The organism is Helicobacter pylori SA37A (assembly GCF_000476015.1).
Taxonomy (GTDB): domain Bacteria; phylum Campylobacterota; class Campylobacteria; order Campylobacterales; family Helicobacteraceae; genus Helicobacter; species Helicobacter pylori_DB.
Map to the genome: position 1 here is coordinate 158,195 of NZ_CBOO010000003.1, position 15,678 is coordinate 173,872.

Consider the following 15,678-nt stretch of genomic DNA (forward strand, 5'->3'; position numbering starts at 1 on the left):
TTTACCTCTTATCCCTCAAACAAGTTTCACTGCAATAGGCTACCGCTCCGCTGTAAATAGCGTCTTTGCTAGAGACATAGGTTTGGCATTTAGAGCATACAATCATGTGATCTTCTAATTCTTTGGGGGTTTGTTGCGTGTAAGAGTGGTTGTCTTTGGGGTCATCTTTGTGGGGTTTTTGCCTCAAAAACAAACGCCATAAAACCCACACAATAATGAGTAGGGGGATTAAAATTCTTAACATAAACTTTCCTTTGATTTGTAAAAATAAACACGCTTTTGATGCATAAAGCATTCAGTGTCTTTATAAGCGATTTCATCTTTTAACTGCTCGCCTTTATAAAATAAAAAATACCCCTTATCTTTTAGGAAGCGTTGGCTTTTTTCTATCAAAAAAGAAGAGCTAGCGACCGCTCTAGAAGTGATTAAATCCACTTGTAAAAGATTTTGATAATCTTCTAAACGCTTTTTAATGATTTCAATGTTTTTTAAAGGCAAAACACTTTTAAGGTAGTTTAAAAAAGCCGCTCTTTTTATTCTTGGCTCTAAAAGAATGAATTGTGTTTCCGGTTTTTCAAGGGCTAAAGGGATAGCAGGAAGTCCCGCCCCGCTCCCAATATCCAAGCAGCTTTTAAAATCTTTGACAAATTCTAAGGGTTTTAGAGCGTCTGTGATCTGGGGTTCTAACTCGCTTAAACGTTTCGCGCCGCTCAAGTTGTGCGTTTGATTCCATTCTAAAAGGATGCACGCATAATCTTGTAATAAGGGGTTCATAAAATCAGCATCCCATCGCCATAAGAATAAAAACGATACTTCTTTTCTATGGCTATTTTGTAGATTTCTTTGGTTTTTTCTAAACCTATCATCGCGCTCACAAGCATTAAAAGGCTTGATTTGGGCAAATGGAAATTAGTGAGCAAATAATTAACATGCAAAATAGGATTAGCAAGATGCAAGAATATATCGCATTCAAACGATTCTTGATTAGGGTTTTTTAAGCGTTTGAAATATTCCACGCTCCTTAAAGCGGTCGTGCCGATGCATAAAATCTCTTGGGATTCTTGCAAAATTTCTTGGCTCTTTTTAGGAATATGCAAAACTTCTGTATGGATTTGATGCTCTCTAATATCCTTAGTTTCTACGCCAAGAAAAGTCCCAGCCCCCACATGCAAGGTCAAAAAAGCGTGCTTGAAATCTTTCAATAATTTTTCTAAGGTATTTTGAGAAAAATGCAATGACGCCGTAGGGGCAGCCACCGCGCCGGTGTGTTTAGCGAACACGCTCTGGTATTCATGTGCATCCAAACCTTCATCCGCTCTTTTAATATAAGGGGGTAAGGGCATATGCCCGTATTGCTCTAAAAGCTTTAAGATATTTTCTTGATTTAAGGGGGTTTGATTGTCATAAAAAGCGATCAAACGCTGGCCGTTATGGAGTAATTCCAAGACTTCAGCGTAATAATTTTCATCAAAAAAGATTTTATCCCCCACTTTGATCTTACCCTTGATTTGAGTCAGGGCGGTATTGTCTTTAAAAAAGCGGTGGAAAAACACTTCGGTCGTTTTTGATGGCAAAAAGGCATGCTTAGATCCAAAAAGCCTGGCCTTCATCACTTTAGTGTCGTTCAACACCACAAGGGCGTTTTTAGGGAAAAAATTTAAAACATGTTCAAAAGTGGTGTGCGTGATTTTTTGCGAACGCCTTTCATAGACGAGTAATTTAGCCTTTTCTTTGGGCAAAACGGGGTAGCTTGCGATCAATTCCTTAGGCAAATAATAATCATAGCTTTCTAAATCAAATTCTTTCAACTACGACTCGCTCTTTGTATTCTCTTTGGTGTTATTTTCGTTATTATTTTCGTTGTCTTTGGGAGCCGGATTGACCATTTTGGCGATTAAAATAGAAAGCCCATAAAGCCCCACTAAGGGTAACGCCATAAAGATTTGACTCACCACATCAGGGGGAGTGATAATCGCTGCTACAATAAAAATCACTACAATAGCGTATTTGAAATACGCTTTCAAACTCGCATCAGTAATCAAGCCCACTTTAGCCAAAAAATACGCCAAAACAGGCAATTCAAACGCCACGCCAAAGCCTAAAATCAAGCGCGTGAAAAAGCTCACGTAACTGGACGCAGAAATATTGGCCGCAAACACATCGCTCCCAAAAGTGGCCAAGTATTCAATGATGAAAGGAAACACCACATAGTAAGAAAACGCCGCCCCCATTAAAAACATGCCGCTCCCAAAAAACACAAAAGGCAAAATCACTTTTTTTTCATTCTTATAAAGCCCTGGAGCGATAAAAAGCCATAATTGCCAAAAGATAATAGGCATGGAAATGACGATAGCGGCTGAAAAACTGATTTTAACCGCCACCATGACCCCTTCAATAGGGGAGAGCTGAATGAGCGTGCCTTTATAAGAATTTTTAACAAATTCAAAAATATTTTTCCAAAAATGAAAACACCCCAAAAACGCCACTAAAAGCGTTCCTACAGAAACCATCAAACGCTTTCTTAATTCCTGTAAATGCGGTTTTAAATCTTCAAACATGCTCTTTTTCTTTGTCGTGTTCTTTGGTGTTGTTATCGGTTGTTAATTGGACTTCTTTAGGAGGTTCATCGCTTGAAACTTCTTCATTCAAGGCTTCTTCATTGGAAACTTCTTTATTGGAATGGTTAGGGGGTGCGTTGTTTTCTAGGCTTTGTTTGTAATCTTGCATCAAATCCTGAATGCTTTTAATCTCATTTTCTGCGGTTACTTTAGCGTCTTCTAATTCTTCAATCTTAACGCCTTTAAGACTCTCCACTTTATTTTCAAAGAGCTTTTGATACTCTAGGGTTTCTTTTTTGATTTCTTCAACATTGATTTCTTTATCTAAAGTGTCCTTAGCGTCATTGAGAGTTTTTTTAACCGCGCGAAAAAACTTCACCACATCCACGACAGCCTGGGGGAATTTTTCTGGCCCTAAAAAAATAATCGCTACAATTAACACCACAAGGATTTCAAAAAAGCCCATGCCAAACATAATAATCTACTTTTACACCCTTTAAAATTTTATCGTTATTGTAGTGTAATTTTCTTTCTAAACAAGATTAAAATAAAGTTTGGGGGTTTAAAGTGGGGATTTTTAAAAGCGCATGGGTTTTAGGCGTGGCGATTCTGCCTTTAGCGGTGCGCTCTAAATAACCATTAGCGAGTAAAAAAGGCTCAATCACATCTTCAATCGTGCCTTCATCTTCTCTCATAGACGCTGCAATCGTATTCAAACCCACCGGCTTTCCTTGAGCGTTAGCCAACAAAGATAAATACGCCAAATCCGCTTCATCAAAGCCTAATTCATTCACGCCTAATTCATTCAAAGCATGCAAAGTAATGTTTAAATCCATCAAGCTTGAATTTTTGACTAGCGCAAAATCGCGCACCCTTTTTAAAAGCCTTAAAGCGATCCTTGGCGTGCCTCTACTCCTTTTAGCGATTTCATCAGCGCTTTCTTCTTTGATGTCTTGGTTGAGTTTAGCGGCGGCTTTTTTAATGATAAGGGCCAGTTCGCTAGGGCTATAAAATTGCATTCTAAAACTCATGCCAAATCTGTCTCTTAAGGGGTTAGAGAGCATTCCAGCTCTAGTGGTAGCGCCAATAAGGGTGAAAGGGGGTAAATCAATTTTAATGGTTTGAGCGGCCGGACCTGAGCCTATGATAATATCCAGCCTGAAATCTTCCATAGCCGGGTATAAAACCTCTTCAATCGCTGGGCTGAGCCGGTGGATTTCATCAATAAAAAGAATGTCTTTAGCTTGCAAATTAGTCAAAATGGCGGCTAAATCACCGCTTTTTTCTATCATGGGAGCGGCGGTGATTTTGATATTGGTTTCCATTTCTTTAGCGATGATATGGCTGATTGAAGTTTTACCCAAACCGGGCGGGCCAAAAAAGAGCATGTGATCCAAACTTTCTTGGCGTTTTTTAGCCGCGCAAATAGAAATTTGCAAGTTGCTTTTAATCTTTTCTTGACCGATAAAATCTTCCCAAAGACTAGGGCGCAAACTCACTTCTTGAGAAGTTTCAAAATCCAAAGTTTCTAAATTGACTATCCGTTCTTTCATTTAATGATAACTTTCTAACTCGTTAGGGAAGTTTCCCTTTTTCACATCATCAGCGTATTGCTTGATAGCGTTTTGAACCAATTCTTTCCCTTTGAGGTATTCTCGCACGAATTTAGGCTTAAAACTATCAAAAAAGCCTAACATGTCGCTCCACACTAAAATCTGCCCGTCGCAATCCTTGCCGCTCCCTATGCCGATTGTGGGGATTTTGATTTTTTGCGTGATTGTTTGAGCAATAGGGGTGGTTATGCCCTCTAAAACCAACAAACCCGCCCCGGCTTCTTCTAAACTCAAGGCGTCTTCTAAAAGCTTTTTTTGTTGTTCTTCATTTTTGCCCTTAATCTTATAACCCCCATCAAGACGCACAAATTGGGGCATCAAGCCGATGTGTCCTACCACGATAACGCCCTCATCAGTGAGCGTTTTAACCAGTTTCGCTTTTTCTTTCCCCCCCTCTAGTTTGATCGCGCTCGCTTGGGTTTCTTTATAAACCCTAATGGCGTTTTTTAGGGCTGTTTTTTCATCTTTATAGCTTCCAAAGGGCATGTCTGTGATGATAAAAGGAGTCTTAGCGCCCGCACACACGGCTTTGGTGTGATAGAGCATCATTCCCACACTCGCGCTTAAAGTGTCGTTTTGATTGAAAAAACTCATATTCAAACTATCGCCCACTAAAATCACATCCACTAGCGGATCAAATATTTGAGCGAATAGCGCATCATAAGCGGTAATAGCGATGATCTTTTCTTGATTTTTTTTAGCTTGGAGGTGGTTGAGAGTGGTTTTTTTAATTGGGGCGGTTTGCATGCTCATTAAAAATCCTAAGTGTTAAATATAGTGGCATTGTAGCATGACTTTATTGGGGTGGGTAAAAATTTTACTCCATTTTAACCGGTCATTTTAATTATTTTAGTATAATTGAAAGAAACTTTTAACAAACAATTCAAGGGATTTGGCGATTTTGGGTCTTAAAAAACATGTTATTTTATGGTCTTTAATGGGGTTTTATGCGGGATTGAGCGCGCTTGATTATGACACCCTAGACCCAAAATACTACAAATACATCAAGTATTATAAAGCTTATGAAGATAAAGAAGTTGAAGAATTGATCAGAGACTTGAAAAGGGCGAACGCTAAAAGCGGGCTTATTTTAGGGATCAATACCGGGTTTTTTTACAATCATGAAATCATGGTTAGAACCAATAGTTCCAGCATCACGGGCAATATTTTAAATTATTTGTTCGCTTATGGCTTGCGTTTTGGCTATCAAACTTTCAGGCCGTCGTTTTTTGCGCGCTTGGTCAAGCCCAATATCATTGGCAGGCGCATCTATATCCAATATTATGGAGGAGCTCCTAAAAAAGCGGGTTTTGGGAGCGTGGGGTTTCAATCGGTCATGCTGAATGGGGATTTTTTATTGGATTTTCCTTTGCCTTTTGTGGGGAAATACCTTTATATGGGGGGTTATATGGGTTTAGGTTTAGGGGTTGTGGCGCATGGGGTGAATTACACGGCGGAATGGGGGATGTCTTTTAACGCAGGATTGGCTCTAACGGTATTAGAAAAAAACCGCATTGAATTTGAATTTAAAATTTTAAATAATTTCCCTTTTTTACAATCCAATTCTTCAAAAGAGACTTGGTGGGGAGCTATAGCAAGCATTGGGTATCAATATGTGTTCTAAAAAAATAAGAAATTTCATTTTATGCTTTGGTTTTATGTTAGGCTTGCACGCTGAAGAAAATACGGCTCAAGAGAATACGACTGAAGAAAATATGATTAAAGAAAATACCCCTAAAGACGCTCCCATTCTTTTGGAAGAAAAACGCGCCCAAACGCTAGAGTTTGAAGAAAACAAGGAAGTTAAAAAGAATATTGATGAAAAAAGCCTGCTTGAAGAAATCCATAAGAAAAAACGCCAACTTTACATGCTCAAAGGGGAATTGCATGAAAAGAATGAATCTCTCTTATTCCAGCAAATGGCTAAAAATAAGAGCGGTTTTTTTATAGGCGTAATCCTTGGCGATATAGGGGTTAGCGCTCATTCTTATGAGAAGTTTGAACCTTTAAGCAATATTCAAGCTTCTCCTTTGTTGTATGGCTTAAGGAGCGGGTATCAAAAGTATTTTGCTAACGGGATTAGCGCCTTACGCTTTTATGGGGAGTATGTAGGGGGGGCGATGAAAGGGTTTAAAAGCGATTCTTTAGCCTCTTATCAAACCGCAAGCTTGAATATTGATTTGTTGATGGATAAGCCTATTGACAAAGAAAAAAGGTTTGCGTTAGGGATATTTGGAGGCGTTGGAGTGGGGTGGAATGGGATGTATCAAAATTTAAAAGAGGTTAAAGGGTATTCACAGCCTAACGCTTTTGGATTAGTGCTAAATTTAGGGGTGAGCATGACGCTTAACCTCAAACACCGCTTTGAATTAGCCTTAAAAATGCCTCCCTTAAAAGAAACTTCGCAAACCTTTTTATATTATTTTAAAAGCACTAATATTTATTATATTAGTTACAACTATTTATTGTAAAGGCTAAAATGTTGAAATTTAAATATGGTTTGATTTATATCGTGCTCATTATAGGACTTCAAGCGACAGATTATGACAATTTAGAAGAAGAAAACCAACAATTAGACGAAAAAATAAACCATTTAAAGCAACAGCTCACCGAAAAAGGGGTTTCGCCCAAAGAGATGGATAAGGATAAGTTTGAAGAAGAATATTTAGAGCGAACTTACCCAAAGATTTCTTCAAAGAAAAGAAAAAAATTACTCAAATCTTTTTCCATAGCCGATGATAAGAGCGGGGTTTTTTTAGGGGGTGGGTATGCTTATGGGGGATTTAATCTTTCTTATCAAGGGGAGATGTTAGACAGATACGGCGCGAATGCCCCTAGCGCGTTTAAAAACAATATCAAGATTGATGCTCCTGTTTCTATGATTAGCGTTAAATTCGGGTATCAAAAATACTTTGTGCCTTATTTTGGGACACGATTTTATGGGGATTTATTGCTTGGGGGAGGGGTGTTAAAAGAGGATGCAAGCAAGCAATCTGTAGGCTCGTTTATTTATGTTTTAGGGGCTGTCAATACCGATTTGTTGTTTGATATGCCTTTAGATTTTAAAACTAAAAAGCATTTTTTAGGCGTTTATGCGGGTTTTGGGATAGGGCTTATGCTCTATCAAGACAGGCCTAATCAAAACGGGAGGAATTTGGTAATGGGGGGCTATTCAAGCCCTAATTTTTTATGGAAATCTTTGATTGAAGTGGATTATACTTTTAATGTGGGCGTGAGTTTAACCCTTTATAGGAAACACCGCTTAGAGATTGGCACCAAATTACCGATTAGCTATTTGAGAATGGGAGTGGAAGAGGGAGCGGTTTATCAAAATAAAGAAGATGATGAACGATTGTTGATTTCGGCTAACAACCAGTTCAAGCGATCCAGTTTTTTATTAGTGAATTATGCGTTCATTTTTTAAGGCTTGATTTTGGAGTTAAGGTTTAAAATTTTAGCGTTAGTCGTTTTGATTTTAGGGGGTTATTTGATTTTTAACGCTTTAATCACAAAACCCAGAGCTTTAAGTTTTAGTTTAAGCAACAAAGAGGATGCGCTCAATAACAATGATGAAGCGCTTTTTTGGGATTTGAAAAAACCCATTAAGATTAAAATAGCAGCCCCAAAGGGCATCAAACGCTATGATTTAAAAGTAACCACGCAAGATAATTTGATTCTATATGAAAAAGAAAATCTGGTATTGGATAAACCCAAGTCTTTAGAAGTGCCTTTAATTAGGCCTGAAATCATGGGGTTAGAAGACAAGTGCCTTTTGTATGAAATTCAAGCTAATGATTGGAGCTATGCTAATTTTTTCAATGGCAATAAGGCGTCTTTCAAACAAGAAGTGTGTGTTGATACGATAAAACCTTCCATTAAAGTTTTATCCCGCTCCCCAAGTATCGCTTATGGAGGGAGCGCGGTAGTTGTCTTTGAAGCTTTGGATAAGAATTTGTCTCAAGCGTTTGTGCGCGTCAAAAAAAAGGATTTTGAAGCTTTCAGGCTTGTAGAATTCAAACAGCGTAATGTTTTTATCGCTCTAGTGCCTTGGTCTTATAAAAATAAGGATTTTAAGGCGTTCATTGTCGCTAAAGATAAAGCCTATAACTCTAATACCACCCCTTTATTACTCAAGCGAAAAACCCGTCATGTGAGGGAAAAAGATATAGACTTAAGCGCCTTAAAAGATAAGATTGCACAGCAAGAAAAATTTCAAAATCACACTGAGCAAACTTTATTAGAAAGATTTTCCAACGCGCGCTTAAAAGATTTAGAAAAAATCCAAAAGATCGCTTTAGATCAAGGGGATTTTTATAAGGATTTTTCCTATTTTCAAGCGCTAAAACCCTTGAATGGGCCTTTTAAAATGGTAAGCAATTTTTTAGAAAATCGGCGTATCTTAAAGGACAATCAGGTGTTGTTTAAATTCTTGCATTTAGGGGTGGATTTGATACCTAGTAAGGATTTATCTTTAGCGTTTGATTTGTCTGTGAATAGGGTTTTTAAGGGGGAGTTAGATTTTTATGGTGATAGTTTAATCCATTGCTATGGGTTAGGTTTGTGCGTTTTTTTAGCTCATTTAAAAGATGATAGAAGCGTGGGGAGTAGTGGTTTGAAATTAGGGAGTGGGTTGCATTTAGGGATGCTTTTGCAAGGGGTTTTTGTCCGGCCCAATGAATGGCTTAATGAGCAATGGATAAAAACCAATATCATCACCCCCATAGAGCAAGCCAAACGGCTTTTAATGAAAGGATAGTCATGTTAAAAACCAATCAAAAAAATGTGCATGCGTTTGAAATTGAAAAGCAAGAGCCTGAAGCGGTCATGGAATTTTTAGAAAAAAACCACGCCCTTTTGCAGTATTTTCTTATTATTTTTAAATATGATATTGAACCAGAAGTCAAAGCCATTTTGCACAAACACCAGCTTTTGTTTTTAGAAACGAATCGCGTTTTAAACGGACGCCATATCAAAACCATGCCTTTAAAAGAAGAAACCAATCATTCAAAACCCAATCATTCTAAAACAGAACCTAAAACAACGATTTATGAGCGCCATATCAGGAGTGGGGAAGAGATTTATAGCGCTAACCACCTTATTTTTTTGGGTAATATCCACAATGGAGCGAAGATTATTTCAGAGGGTTGTGTGTCGGTTTATGGGGTTTGCGAAGGGGCGATTGTGTGCTTTGGAGAGTGCTTGATTTTGAAAGAAGTCAAGAGCGCTCAAATCGTTTTTCAAAATAAAATTTTATCTTTAAAAGAGATTGAACGGCTTTTGGTAAATAAAAATATTAAAATAATCACTAAAAATGACGATATACTAGACATAAAGGAAGTATTATGAAACAAACAACCATTAACCACTCTGTGGAATTAGTAGGGATAGGCTTGCATAAGGGCGTTCCTGTGAAGCTTGTTTTAGAGCCTTTAGGAGAAAATCAAGGCATTGTTTTTTGCCGCTCTGATTTGGGCGTGAAGCTCCCCTTAAAACCTGAAAACATCGTGGATACCAAAATGGCAACCGTGTTGGGTAAGGATAACGCTAGAATTTCTACGATTGAGCATTTGCTTTCAGCTATCCATGCGTATGGTATTGACAATCTTAAAATCTCTGTGGATAACGAAGAGATCCCTATCATGGATGGGAGTGCTTTGACTTATTGCATGCTTTTAGATGAAGCAGGGATTAAAGAATTAGACGCTCCTAAAAAGGTGATGGAAATCAAGCAAGTCGTTGAGGTTAGAGAGGGCGATAAATTCGTTAAAATTGAGCCAGACAGCCAACTTTCTTTGAATTTCACGATTGATTTTAACCATCCGGTTATTGCCAAACAAGCCCATCATTTTGTCTTTAGTAAAACCGCTTACAAAGAGCAAGTCGCTAAAGCCCGTACCTTTGGGTTTTTGCAAGAAGTGAATTACTTGCGATCCATTGGCTTGGCGAAAGGGGGGAGCTTGAATAATTGTATCGTGTTAGATGAAAACAGCATCTTGAATAAAGAGGGCTTGAGGTGCGAAAAGGAGTTTGTGTGCCACAAGATTTTAGACGCTATGGGGGATCTAATGGTCTTAGGCATGCCTGTGATGGGCAAATACACTTCTTTTTCAGGGAGCCATAAGCTCAATTCCATGTTAGTTAAAGCCATTTTAGCGGACGCTAAAAATTACGAAGTTTTGATCGCTATAGATCCGGCTAAAGAATTTGTGTTGCAAAAGGCTTTCGCTTAATCCTGAATTAGGGTTTATTTTTTGGAATTGGATTTAGTGCTTATCTCTTTAGGCGAGGGGGTTTTGCTTGGGGTGTATCAAAACAATTTTTTGTGCACTTCTTACACTTCCAAATCAAAAACAAGTGAAGCTTTAGTGGAAGTTTTTTCACAATTATTCAAAGATTTTAAAAACTCTACTTTACCGGCGATTAAAGGGGTTTATTACGCTAAAGGGCCAGGGAGTTTCACTAGCTTAAAACTCACGCATGTTTTCTTACACACTTTGGCTTTAATCCATGACTTTGAACTCTATTCAACTACAGGCTTTGATTTTAACGACAACACGCCCATTTTGGCGTATGCCAATAAATACTTTGTTTCAAAAGAAAGGGAAAGCTTAACCGATTTTAAGGATTTGAAAATTGCACCAAAAGATTTCATGTTGCCCTCTTTTTTAGAGAAAGACAAATTCACCCAATTGAACACGCCGTTTTACATTTTGCCTCCTATTTAGTGTATAATGCTAGTTTTAAAAATGAAAGGGTATCAACAATAGGGGTTTAAAATTTGGTAGTGAGTGTTCCTGCAACAAGTGCGAATTTAGGCCCCGGTTTTGATTGCTTGGGTTTGAGCTTGAATTTACGCAATCGTTTTTTTATTGAGCCTAGCAGTTTCCATGCGGTGAAATTGGTTGGGGAGGGTGAGGGGATCCCTAAATTCTTAACCAACAATATCTTCACTAAAGTGTTTTATGAGATTTTAAAAAAGCATGGGAATGACGGCTCATTTAAATTTTTATTGCATAATAGAGTCCCTATTACAAGGGGCATGGGGTCTAGCTCGGCGATGATTGTGGGGGCGGTCGCTTCAGCGTTTGCGTTTTTAGGGTTTGATTTTGATAGAGAAAACATTGTCAATACCGCTTTAATTTATGAAAACCACCCGGATAATATCACCCCAGCGGTCTTTGGGGGGTATAATGCAGCGTTTGTGGAAAAAAAGAAAGTGATAAGTTTAAAGACCAAAATCCCCTCTTTTTTAAAAGCGGTGATGGTGATCCCTAATAGGGCCATTTCCACCAAGCAATCGCGCCATCTCTTGCCCAAGCGTTACAGCGTGCAAGAAAGCGTGTTTAACCTTTCGCATGCGAGCTTGATGACGATGGCGATTGTGCAGGGGAAGTGGGATTTATTGCGTTGTTGTTCTAAAGACAGGATGCATCAATACAAGCGCATGCAAACTTATCCCGTGTTGTTTGCGATCCAAAAGCTCGCTTTAGAAAATAACGCCCTAATGAGCACGCTTTCAGGGAGCGGTTCGTCGTTTTTTAACATGTGTTATGAAGAAGACGCTCCCAAATTAAAGCAGGTTTTGAGCAAGAAATTCCCTAAATTTAGGGTAGCGGTTTTAGATTTTGACAATGATGGAGTCCTTATTGAGAAAGACTGAAATTAAAATCCGCATGTGCGTGGGGTGCAGAATGCGCCAACCTCAAAAGGATTTGTTGCGTTTGAAAAGTTTTGAAAATCAAATTGTGGAGTTTGATGGCAAAGGCCGTAGTTTCTATGTGTGTGAAAATTGTTTGAAAAATGGAGAAAAAAAGTTGTTGAAAGCGGTTTCAAAAATAAAGAATGCCCCAAAAGATACCAAAAATATCATTACTTGGATTAAGGAGAGAAGCATAGCATGAGTGGTATGGTTGATTTAAAAGAATTTTTAGCCGAGCTTGGTAAGACCCAAAAAGAGCTTAAAAATGTGATCGAGCAAGCCAAAGATATTGGTTTAGAGCTTAAGACAAATTCTAAAATAACCCCAGAGCAAGCCGGCAAGCTATACAAATACATTGTGGATGGCATTAAAGAACAAATACAAGCTAATCAACCCGCTAAAAATCTTGAACAAGACAATAAAGATGATTTGAATATGGCCCAAACGCCCAAACCCCTTAACAAAAAGGTTTCCAAAACGCCCAAAAAAGAAGAAAAAAGCCAGCCAAAGCCCAAGAAAACTAAAGAAAAGAAAAAAGAGGCTCCTGCACCCATTATCAAAAAGAAAGAAATAGAGATTGTCAATACTTTTGAAAACCAAACGCCCCTTACAGAAAACACCCCTAAAATGGTTAGCCATTCTCAAATAGAAAAAGCCAAGCAAAAGCTTCAAGAAATCCAAAAAAGCCGAGAAGCCCTAAACAAGCTCACCCAAAGCAACGCTAACAGCACCAATAACGCTAATAACGCTAAAAAAGAAATCAGCGAAGTTAAAAAGCAAGAGCAAGAGATCAAACGCCATGAAAACATTAAAAGACGCACCGGTTTTAGGGTGATTAAACGCAACGATGAAACAGAAAATGAAAGTGAAAACGGCGTAACAGAAAGCAAAAAACCCACTCAAAGCGCGGCGGCTATTTTTGAAGACATTAAAAAAGAATGGCAAGAAAAAGACAAACAAGAGGCTAAAAAAGCCAAAAAACCCAGTAAGCCCAAACCCACCCCCACAGCCAAAAACAACAAATCCCATAAAATTGATTTTAGCGATGCGAGGGATTTTAAGGGCAATGATATTTATGATGATGAAACCGATGAAATCTTATTGTTTGATTTGCATGAACAAGATAATTTCAATAAGGAAGAAGAAGAAAAAGAAATCCGCCAAAATATCAACGACAGGGTGCACATCCAAAGAAAAAACCCTTGGATGAATGAAAGCGGGATCAAACGACAATCCAAGAAAAAGCGTGCATTCCGTAACGATAACAGCCAAAAAGTGATCCAAAGCGCGATTGCAATCCCTGAAGAAGTGCGCGTCTATGAATTCGCGCAAAAAGCGAATTTGAATCTGGCTGATGTGATTAAAACCCTTTTTAATCTAGGGCTTATGGTAACTAAAAACGACTTTTTGGATAAGGATAGCATAGAGATTTTAGCCGAAGAGTTTCATTTAGAAATTTCTGTTCAAAACACCTTAGAAGAATTTGAAGTAGAAGAAGTGTTAGAGGGCGTGAAAAAAGAGCGCCCGCCTGTGGTAACTATCATGGGGCATGTTGATCATGGTAAAACTTCGCTACTAGATAAAATCCGTGATAAAAGAGTCGCTCACACTGAAGCTGGGGGGATCACTCAGCACATTGGCGCTTACATGGTGGAAAAGAATGGCAAATGGGTGTCTTTCATTGACACTCCAGGTCATGAAGCCTTTAGCCAGATGCGTAATCGTGGGGCTCAAGTAACAGATATTGTAGTGATTGTGATAGCGGCTGATGATGGCGTGAAGCAACAAACGATTGAAGCGTTAGAGCATGCAAAAGCGGCTAATGTGCCTGTGATTTTTGCGATGAATAAAATGGATAAGACTAATGTCAATCCGGACAAACTCAAAGCCGAATGCGCTGAGCTTGGTTATAACCCTGTGGATTGGGGCGGAGAATATGAATTTATCCCCGTTTCGGCTAAAACGGGCGATGGTATTGACAATTTATTAGAAACCATTCTTATCCAAGCGGATATTATGGAATTAAAAGCCATAGAAGAGGGCAGCGCTAGAGCGGTTGTTTTAGAAGGGAGCGTGGAAAAAGGGCGTGGGGCAGTGGCCACTGTGATTGTCCAAAGCGGGACTTTGAGCGTGGGGGATAGTTTTTTTGCCGAAACGGCGTTTGGTAAAGTAAGAACGATGACTGACGATCAAGGCAAGAGCATTCAAAATTTAAAACCCTCTATGGTGGCTCTCATCACAGGCTTGAGCGAAGTGCCGCCTGCGGGATCTGTTTTAATAGGGGTAGAAAACGATTCTATCGCGCGCTTGCAAGCTCAAAAGAGGGCGACTTATTTACGCCAAAAAGCGTTGAGCAAAAGCACTAAAGTGTCTTTTGATGAGCTTTCAGAAATGGTCGCTAATAAGGAATTAAAAAATATTCCTGTAGTCATTAAAGCGGATACGCAAGGAAGCTTAGAAGCCATTAAAAACAGCTTGTTGGAGCTTAATAACGAAGAAGTAGCGATCCAAGTGATCCATTCAGGGGTGGGGGGCATTACTGAGAATGATTTAAGCCTGGTTTCTAGCAGTGAGCATGCCGTGATTTTAGGTTTTAACATCCGCCCTACCGGTAATGTGAAAAATAAGGCTAAAGAATACAACGTGAGCATTAAAACTTACACGGTGATTTATGCTTTGATTGAAGAAATGCGATCGCTACTATTAGGCTTGATGAGTCCTATCATTGAAGAAGAGCATACCGGACAAGCGGAAGTGAGAGAAACCTTTAATATCCCTAAAGTAGGCACGATAGCCGGGTGTGTGGTGAGCGATGGGGTGATCGCTCGTGGCATTAAGGCGCGTTTGATTAGGGATGGCGTGGTGATTCACACCGGCGAAATCCTTTCTTTGAAACGCTTTAAAGACGATGTGAAAGAAGTTTCTAAGGGCTATGAGTGTGGGATCATGCTAGAAAATTATAATGAGATTAAAGTGGGCGATGTGTTTGAAACCTATAAAGAAATCCATAAAAAAAGAACCCTCTAATGAACGCTCATAAAGAACGCTTAGAATCCAATCTTTTAGAATTATTGCAAGAGGCTTTAGCGAGCTTGAACGATGGCGAGTTGAATTCTTTAAGCGTTACTAAAGTGGAATGCTCTAAAGGGAAGCACCACGCTTTGGTGTTTGTGCTTTCATCAGATCATAAAATCCTTTCCAAATTAAAAAAAGCTGAGGGTTTGATCAGGCAATTTGTTTTGCAAGCGAGCGGGTGGTTTAAATGCCCAAAACTCAGTTTTGTTTTAGATGATAGTTTAGAAAAGCAGCTCCGCCTAGACGCCATATTCAATGAAATCGCTAAAGGGAAAGATAATGACTAAAAAAATAGAAGAGAAAATAGAGGGCGTGATTGAAAGCTTGGGATACTTGCTTTATGATGTGAGCTTGGTTAAAGAAAACGAGCAGCATGTTTTAAGGGTGAGCCTTAAAAACCCTAATGGGGCGGTTAGCTTGGATATTTGCCAGCAAGTGAGCGAGGTGATTTCGCCCTTATTAGATGTGTGCGATTTTATCCAAGACGCTTATATTTTGGAAGTGAGCTCTATGGGGTTAGAAAGAACGCTTAAAACCCCCAAACACTTCAAGCTTTCTTTAGGCGAAAAAGTGGAAGTCAAACTCATCAATAAAGAAAGCTTTCAAGCTGTCCTTAAAGACGCTAACGATTTGAGCGTGGATTTTGAATTAGAGGATCACGCTATCAAAAGCGTGGAGTATAAAGATTTAAAGAAAGTTAAAACGCTTTTTGAGTGGTAAAATAACGCAAAGC

At 38.9% G+C, this 15,678-nt stretch carries 19 protein-coding genes; 12 read left to right on the forward strand and 7 right to left on the reverse strand.

What is annotated here, in order from left to right:
• Position 1: 1 nt before the first annotated feature.
• The 7 genes from QT76_RS02800 to panB form a co-directional block, all read right to left on the reverse strand.
• Entirely contained in the window at positions 2-244 is a 243-nt protein-coding gene (locus QT76_RS02800) for a PP0621 family protein (RefSeq protein ID WP_033616497.1), read from the reverse strand.
• Complete coding sequence (gene rsmG, locus QT76_RS02805) at positions 238-774, reverse strand: 16S rRNA (guanine(527)-N(7))-methyltransferase RsmG (protein ID WP_033616498.1); 537 nt, start codon at positions 772-774, stop codon at positions 238-240. Before rsmG ends, QT76_RS02800 begins: the two co-directional genes overlap by 7 nt.
• Positions 771-1,808 (reverse strand): tRNA preQ1(34) S-adenosylmethionine ribosyltransferase-isomerase QueA, encoded by a 1,038-nt coding sequence (queA, locus tag QT76_RS02810; protein WP_033616499.1) that lies wholly within the window; start codon positions 1,806-1,808, stop codon positions 771-773. The genes rsmG and queA overlap by 4 nt, the downstream gene beginning before the upstream one ends.
• Positions 1,809-2,558, reverse strand: coding sequence for a twin-arginine translocase subunit TatC (gene tatC / locus QT76_RS02815; RefSeq protein WP_033616501.1), 750 nt, complete (start codon positions 2,556-2,558; stop codon positions 1,809-1,811).
• Positions 2,551-3,033, reverse strand: coding sequence for a Sec-independent protein translocase protein TatB (tatB, locus tag QT76_RS02820; RefSeq protein WP_033616502.1), 483 nt, complete (start codon positions 3,031-3,033; stop codon positions 2,551-2,553). The genes tatC and tatB overlap by 8 nt, the downstream gene beginning before the upstream one ends.
• A 67-nt stretch (positions 3,034-3,100) precedes the next feature.
• A complete protein-coding gene (ruvB, locus tag QT76_RS02825) occupies positions 3,101-4,111 on the reverse strand; it encodes a Holliday junction branch migration DNA helicase RuvB (RefSeq protein ID WP_033616503.1) in 1,011 nt (336 codons plus the stop codon).
• Positions 4,112-4,924, reverse strand: coding sequence for a 3-methyl-2-oxobutanoate hydroxymethyltransferase (gene panB, locus QT76_RS02830; RefSeq protein ID WP_033616504.1), 813 nt, complete (start codon positions 4,922-4,924; stop codon positions 4,112-4,114).
• Positions 4,925-5,072: 148 nt separating this feature from the next.
• On the opposite strand from panB, the gene QT76_RS02835 reads away from it, so the two are divergent.
• The 12 genes from QT76_RS02835 to QT76_RS02890 are packed head-to-tail and all read left to right on the forward strand — an operon-like array spanning position 5,073 to position 15,665.
• Positions 5,073-5,795 (forward strand): hypothetical protein, encoded by a 723-nt coding sequence (locus QT76_RS02835; protein WP_000523303.1) that lies wholly within the window; start codon positions 5,073-5,075, stop codon positions 5,793-5,795.
• Positions 5,785-6,642, forward strand: a complete 858-nt coding sequence (locus QT76_RS02840; protein WP_033616505.1) for an outer membrane beta-barrel protein — start codon at positions 5,785-5,787, stop codon at positions 6,640-6,642. Before QT76_RS02835 ends, QT76_RS02840 begins: the two co-directional genes overlap by 11 nt.
• An 8-nt stretch (positions 6,643-6,650) precedes the next feature.
• Entirely contained in the window at positions 6,651-7,595 is a 945-nt protein-coding gene (locus tag QT76_RS02845; RefSeq protein WP_033616506.1) for an outer membrane beta-barrel protein, read from the forward strand.
• Between the two features lie 9 nt (positions 7,596-7,604).
• Positions 7,605-8,927 (forward strand): M23 family metallopeptidase, encoded by a 1,323-nt coding sequence (locus QT76_RS02850; RefSeq protein WP_033616507.1) that lies wholly within the window; start codon positions 7,605-7,607, stop codon positions 8,925-8,927.
• Between the two features lie 2 nt (positions 8,928-8,929).
• Positions 8,930-9,517 carry a septum site-determining protein MinC gene (minC, locus tag QT76_RS02855; RefSeq protein WP_033616508.1) on the forward strand — a complete coding sequence of 196 codons (588 nt, stop codon included), beginning with the start codon at positions 8,930-8,932 and terminating at the stop codon, positions 9,515-9,517.
• Positions 9,514-10,401, forward strand: coding sequence for a UDP-3-O-acyl-N-acetylglucosamine deacetylase (gene lpxC, locus QT76_RS02860; protein ID WP_033616509.1), 888 nt, complete (start codon positions 9,514-9,516; stop codon positions 10,399-10,401). The genes minC and lpxC overlap by 4 nt, the downstream gene beginning before the upstream one ends.
• A gap of 21 nt (positions 10,402-10,422) precedes the next feature.
• The gene (locus QT76_RS02865; protein WP_033616510.1) at positions 10,423-10,896 is read left to right on the forward strand and encodes a tRNA threonylcarbamoyladenosine biosynthesis protein TsaB; all 474 of its coding nucleotides are present in this window, start codon (positions 10,423-10,425) and stop codon (positions 10,894-10,896) included.
• 53 nt (positions 10,897-10,949) lie between these two features.
• Positions 10,950-11,831, forward strand: a complete 882-nt coding sequence (thrB, locus tag QT76_RS02870; protein ID WP_033616511.1) for a homoserine kinase — start codon at positions 10,950-10,952, stop codon at positions 11,829-11,831.
• A complete protein-coding gene (locus QT76_RS02875) occupies positions 11,818-12,072 on the forward strand; it encodes a DUF448 domain-containing protein (RefSeq protein WP_195741863.1) in 255 nt (84 codons plus the stop codon). The genes thrB and QT76_RS02875 overlap by 14 nt, the downstream gene beginning before the upstream one ends.
• Positions 12,069-14,897: a translation initiation factor IF-2 gene (gene infB, locus QT76_RS02880; RefSeq protein ID WP_033616512.1), complete on the forward strand. Its 2,829-nt coding sequence runs from the start codon at positions 12,069-12,071 to the stop codon at positions 14,895-14,897. The genes QT76_RS02875 and infB overlap by 4 nt, the downstream gene beginning before the upstream one ends.
• Entirely contained in the window at positions 14,897-15,232 is a 336-nt protein-coding gene (gene rbfA / locus QT76_RS02885) for a 30S ribosome-binding factor RbfA (protein WP_000991151.1), read from the forward strand. Before infB ends, rbfA begins: the two co-directional genes overlap by 1 nt.
• Positions 15,225-15,665 carry a ribosome maturation factor RimP gene (locus tag QT76_RS02890; RefSeq protein ID WP_033616513.1) on the forward strand — a complete coding sequence of 147 codons (441 nt, stop codon included), beginning with the start codon at positions 15,225-15,227 and terminating at the stop codon, positions 15,663-15,665. Before rbfA ends, QT76_RS02890 begins: the two co-directional genes overlap by 8 nt.
• Positions 15,666-15,678: the final 13 nt, after the last annotated feature.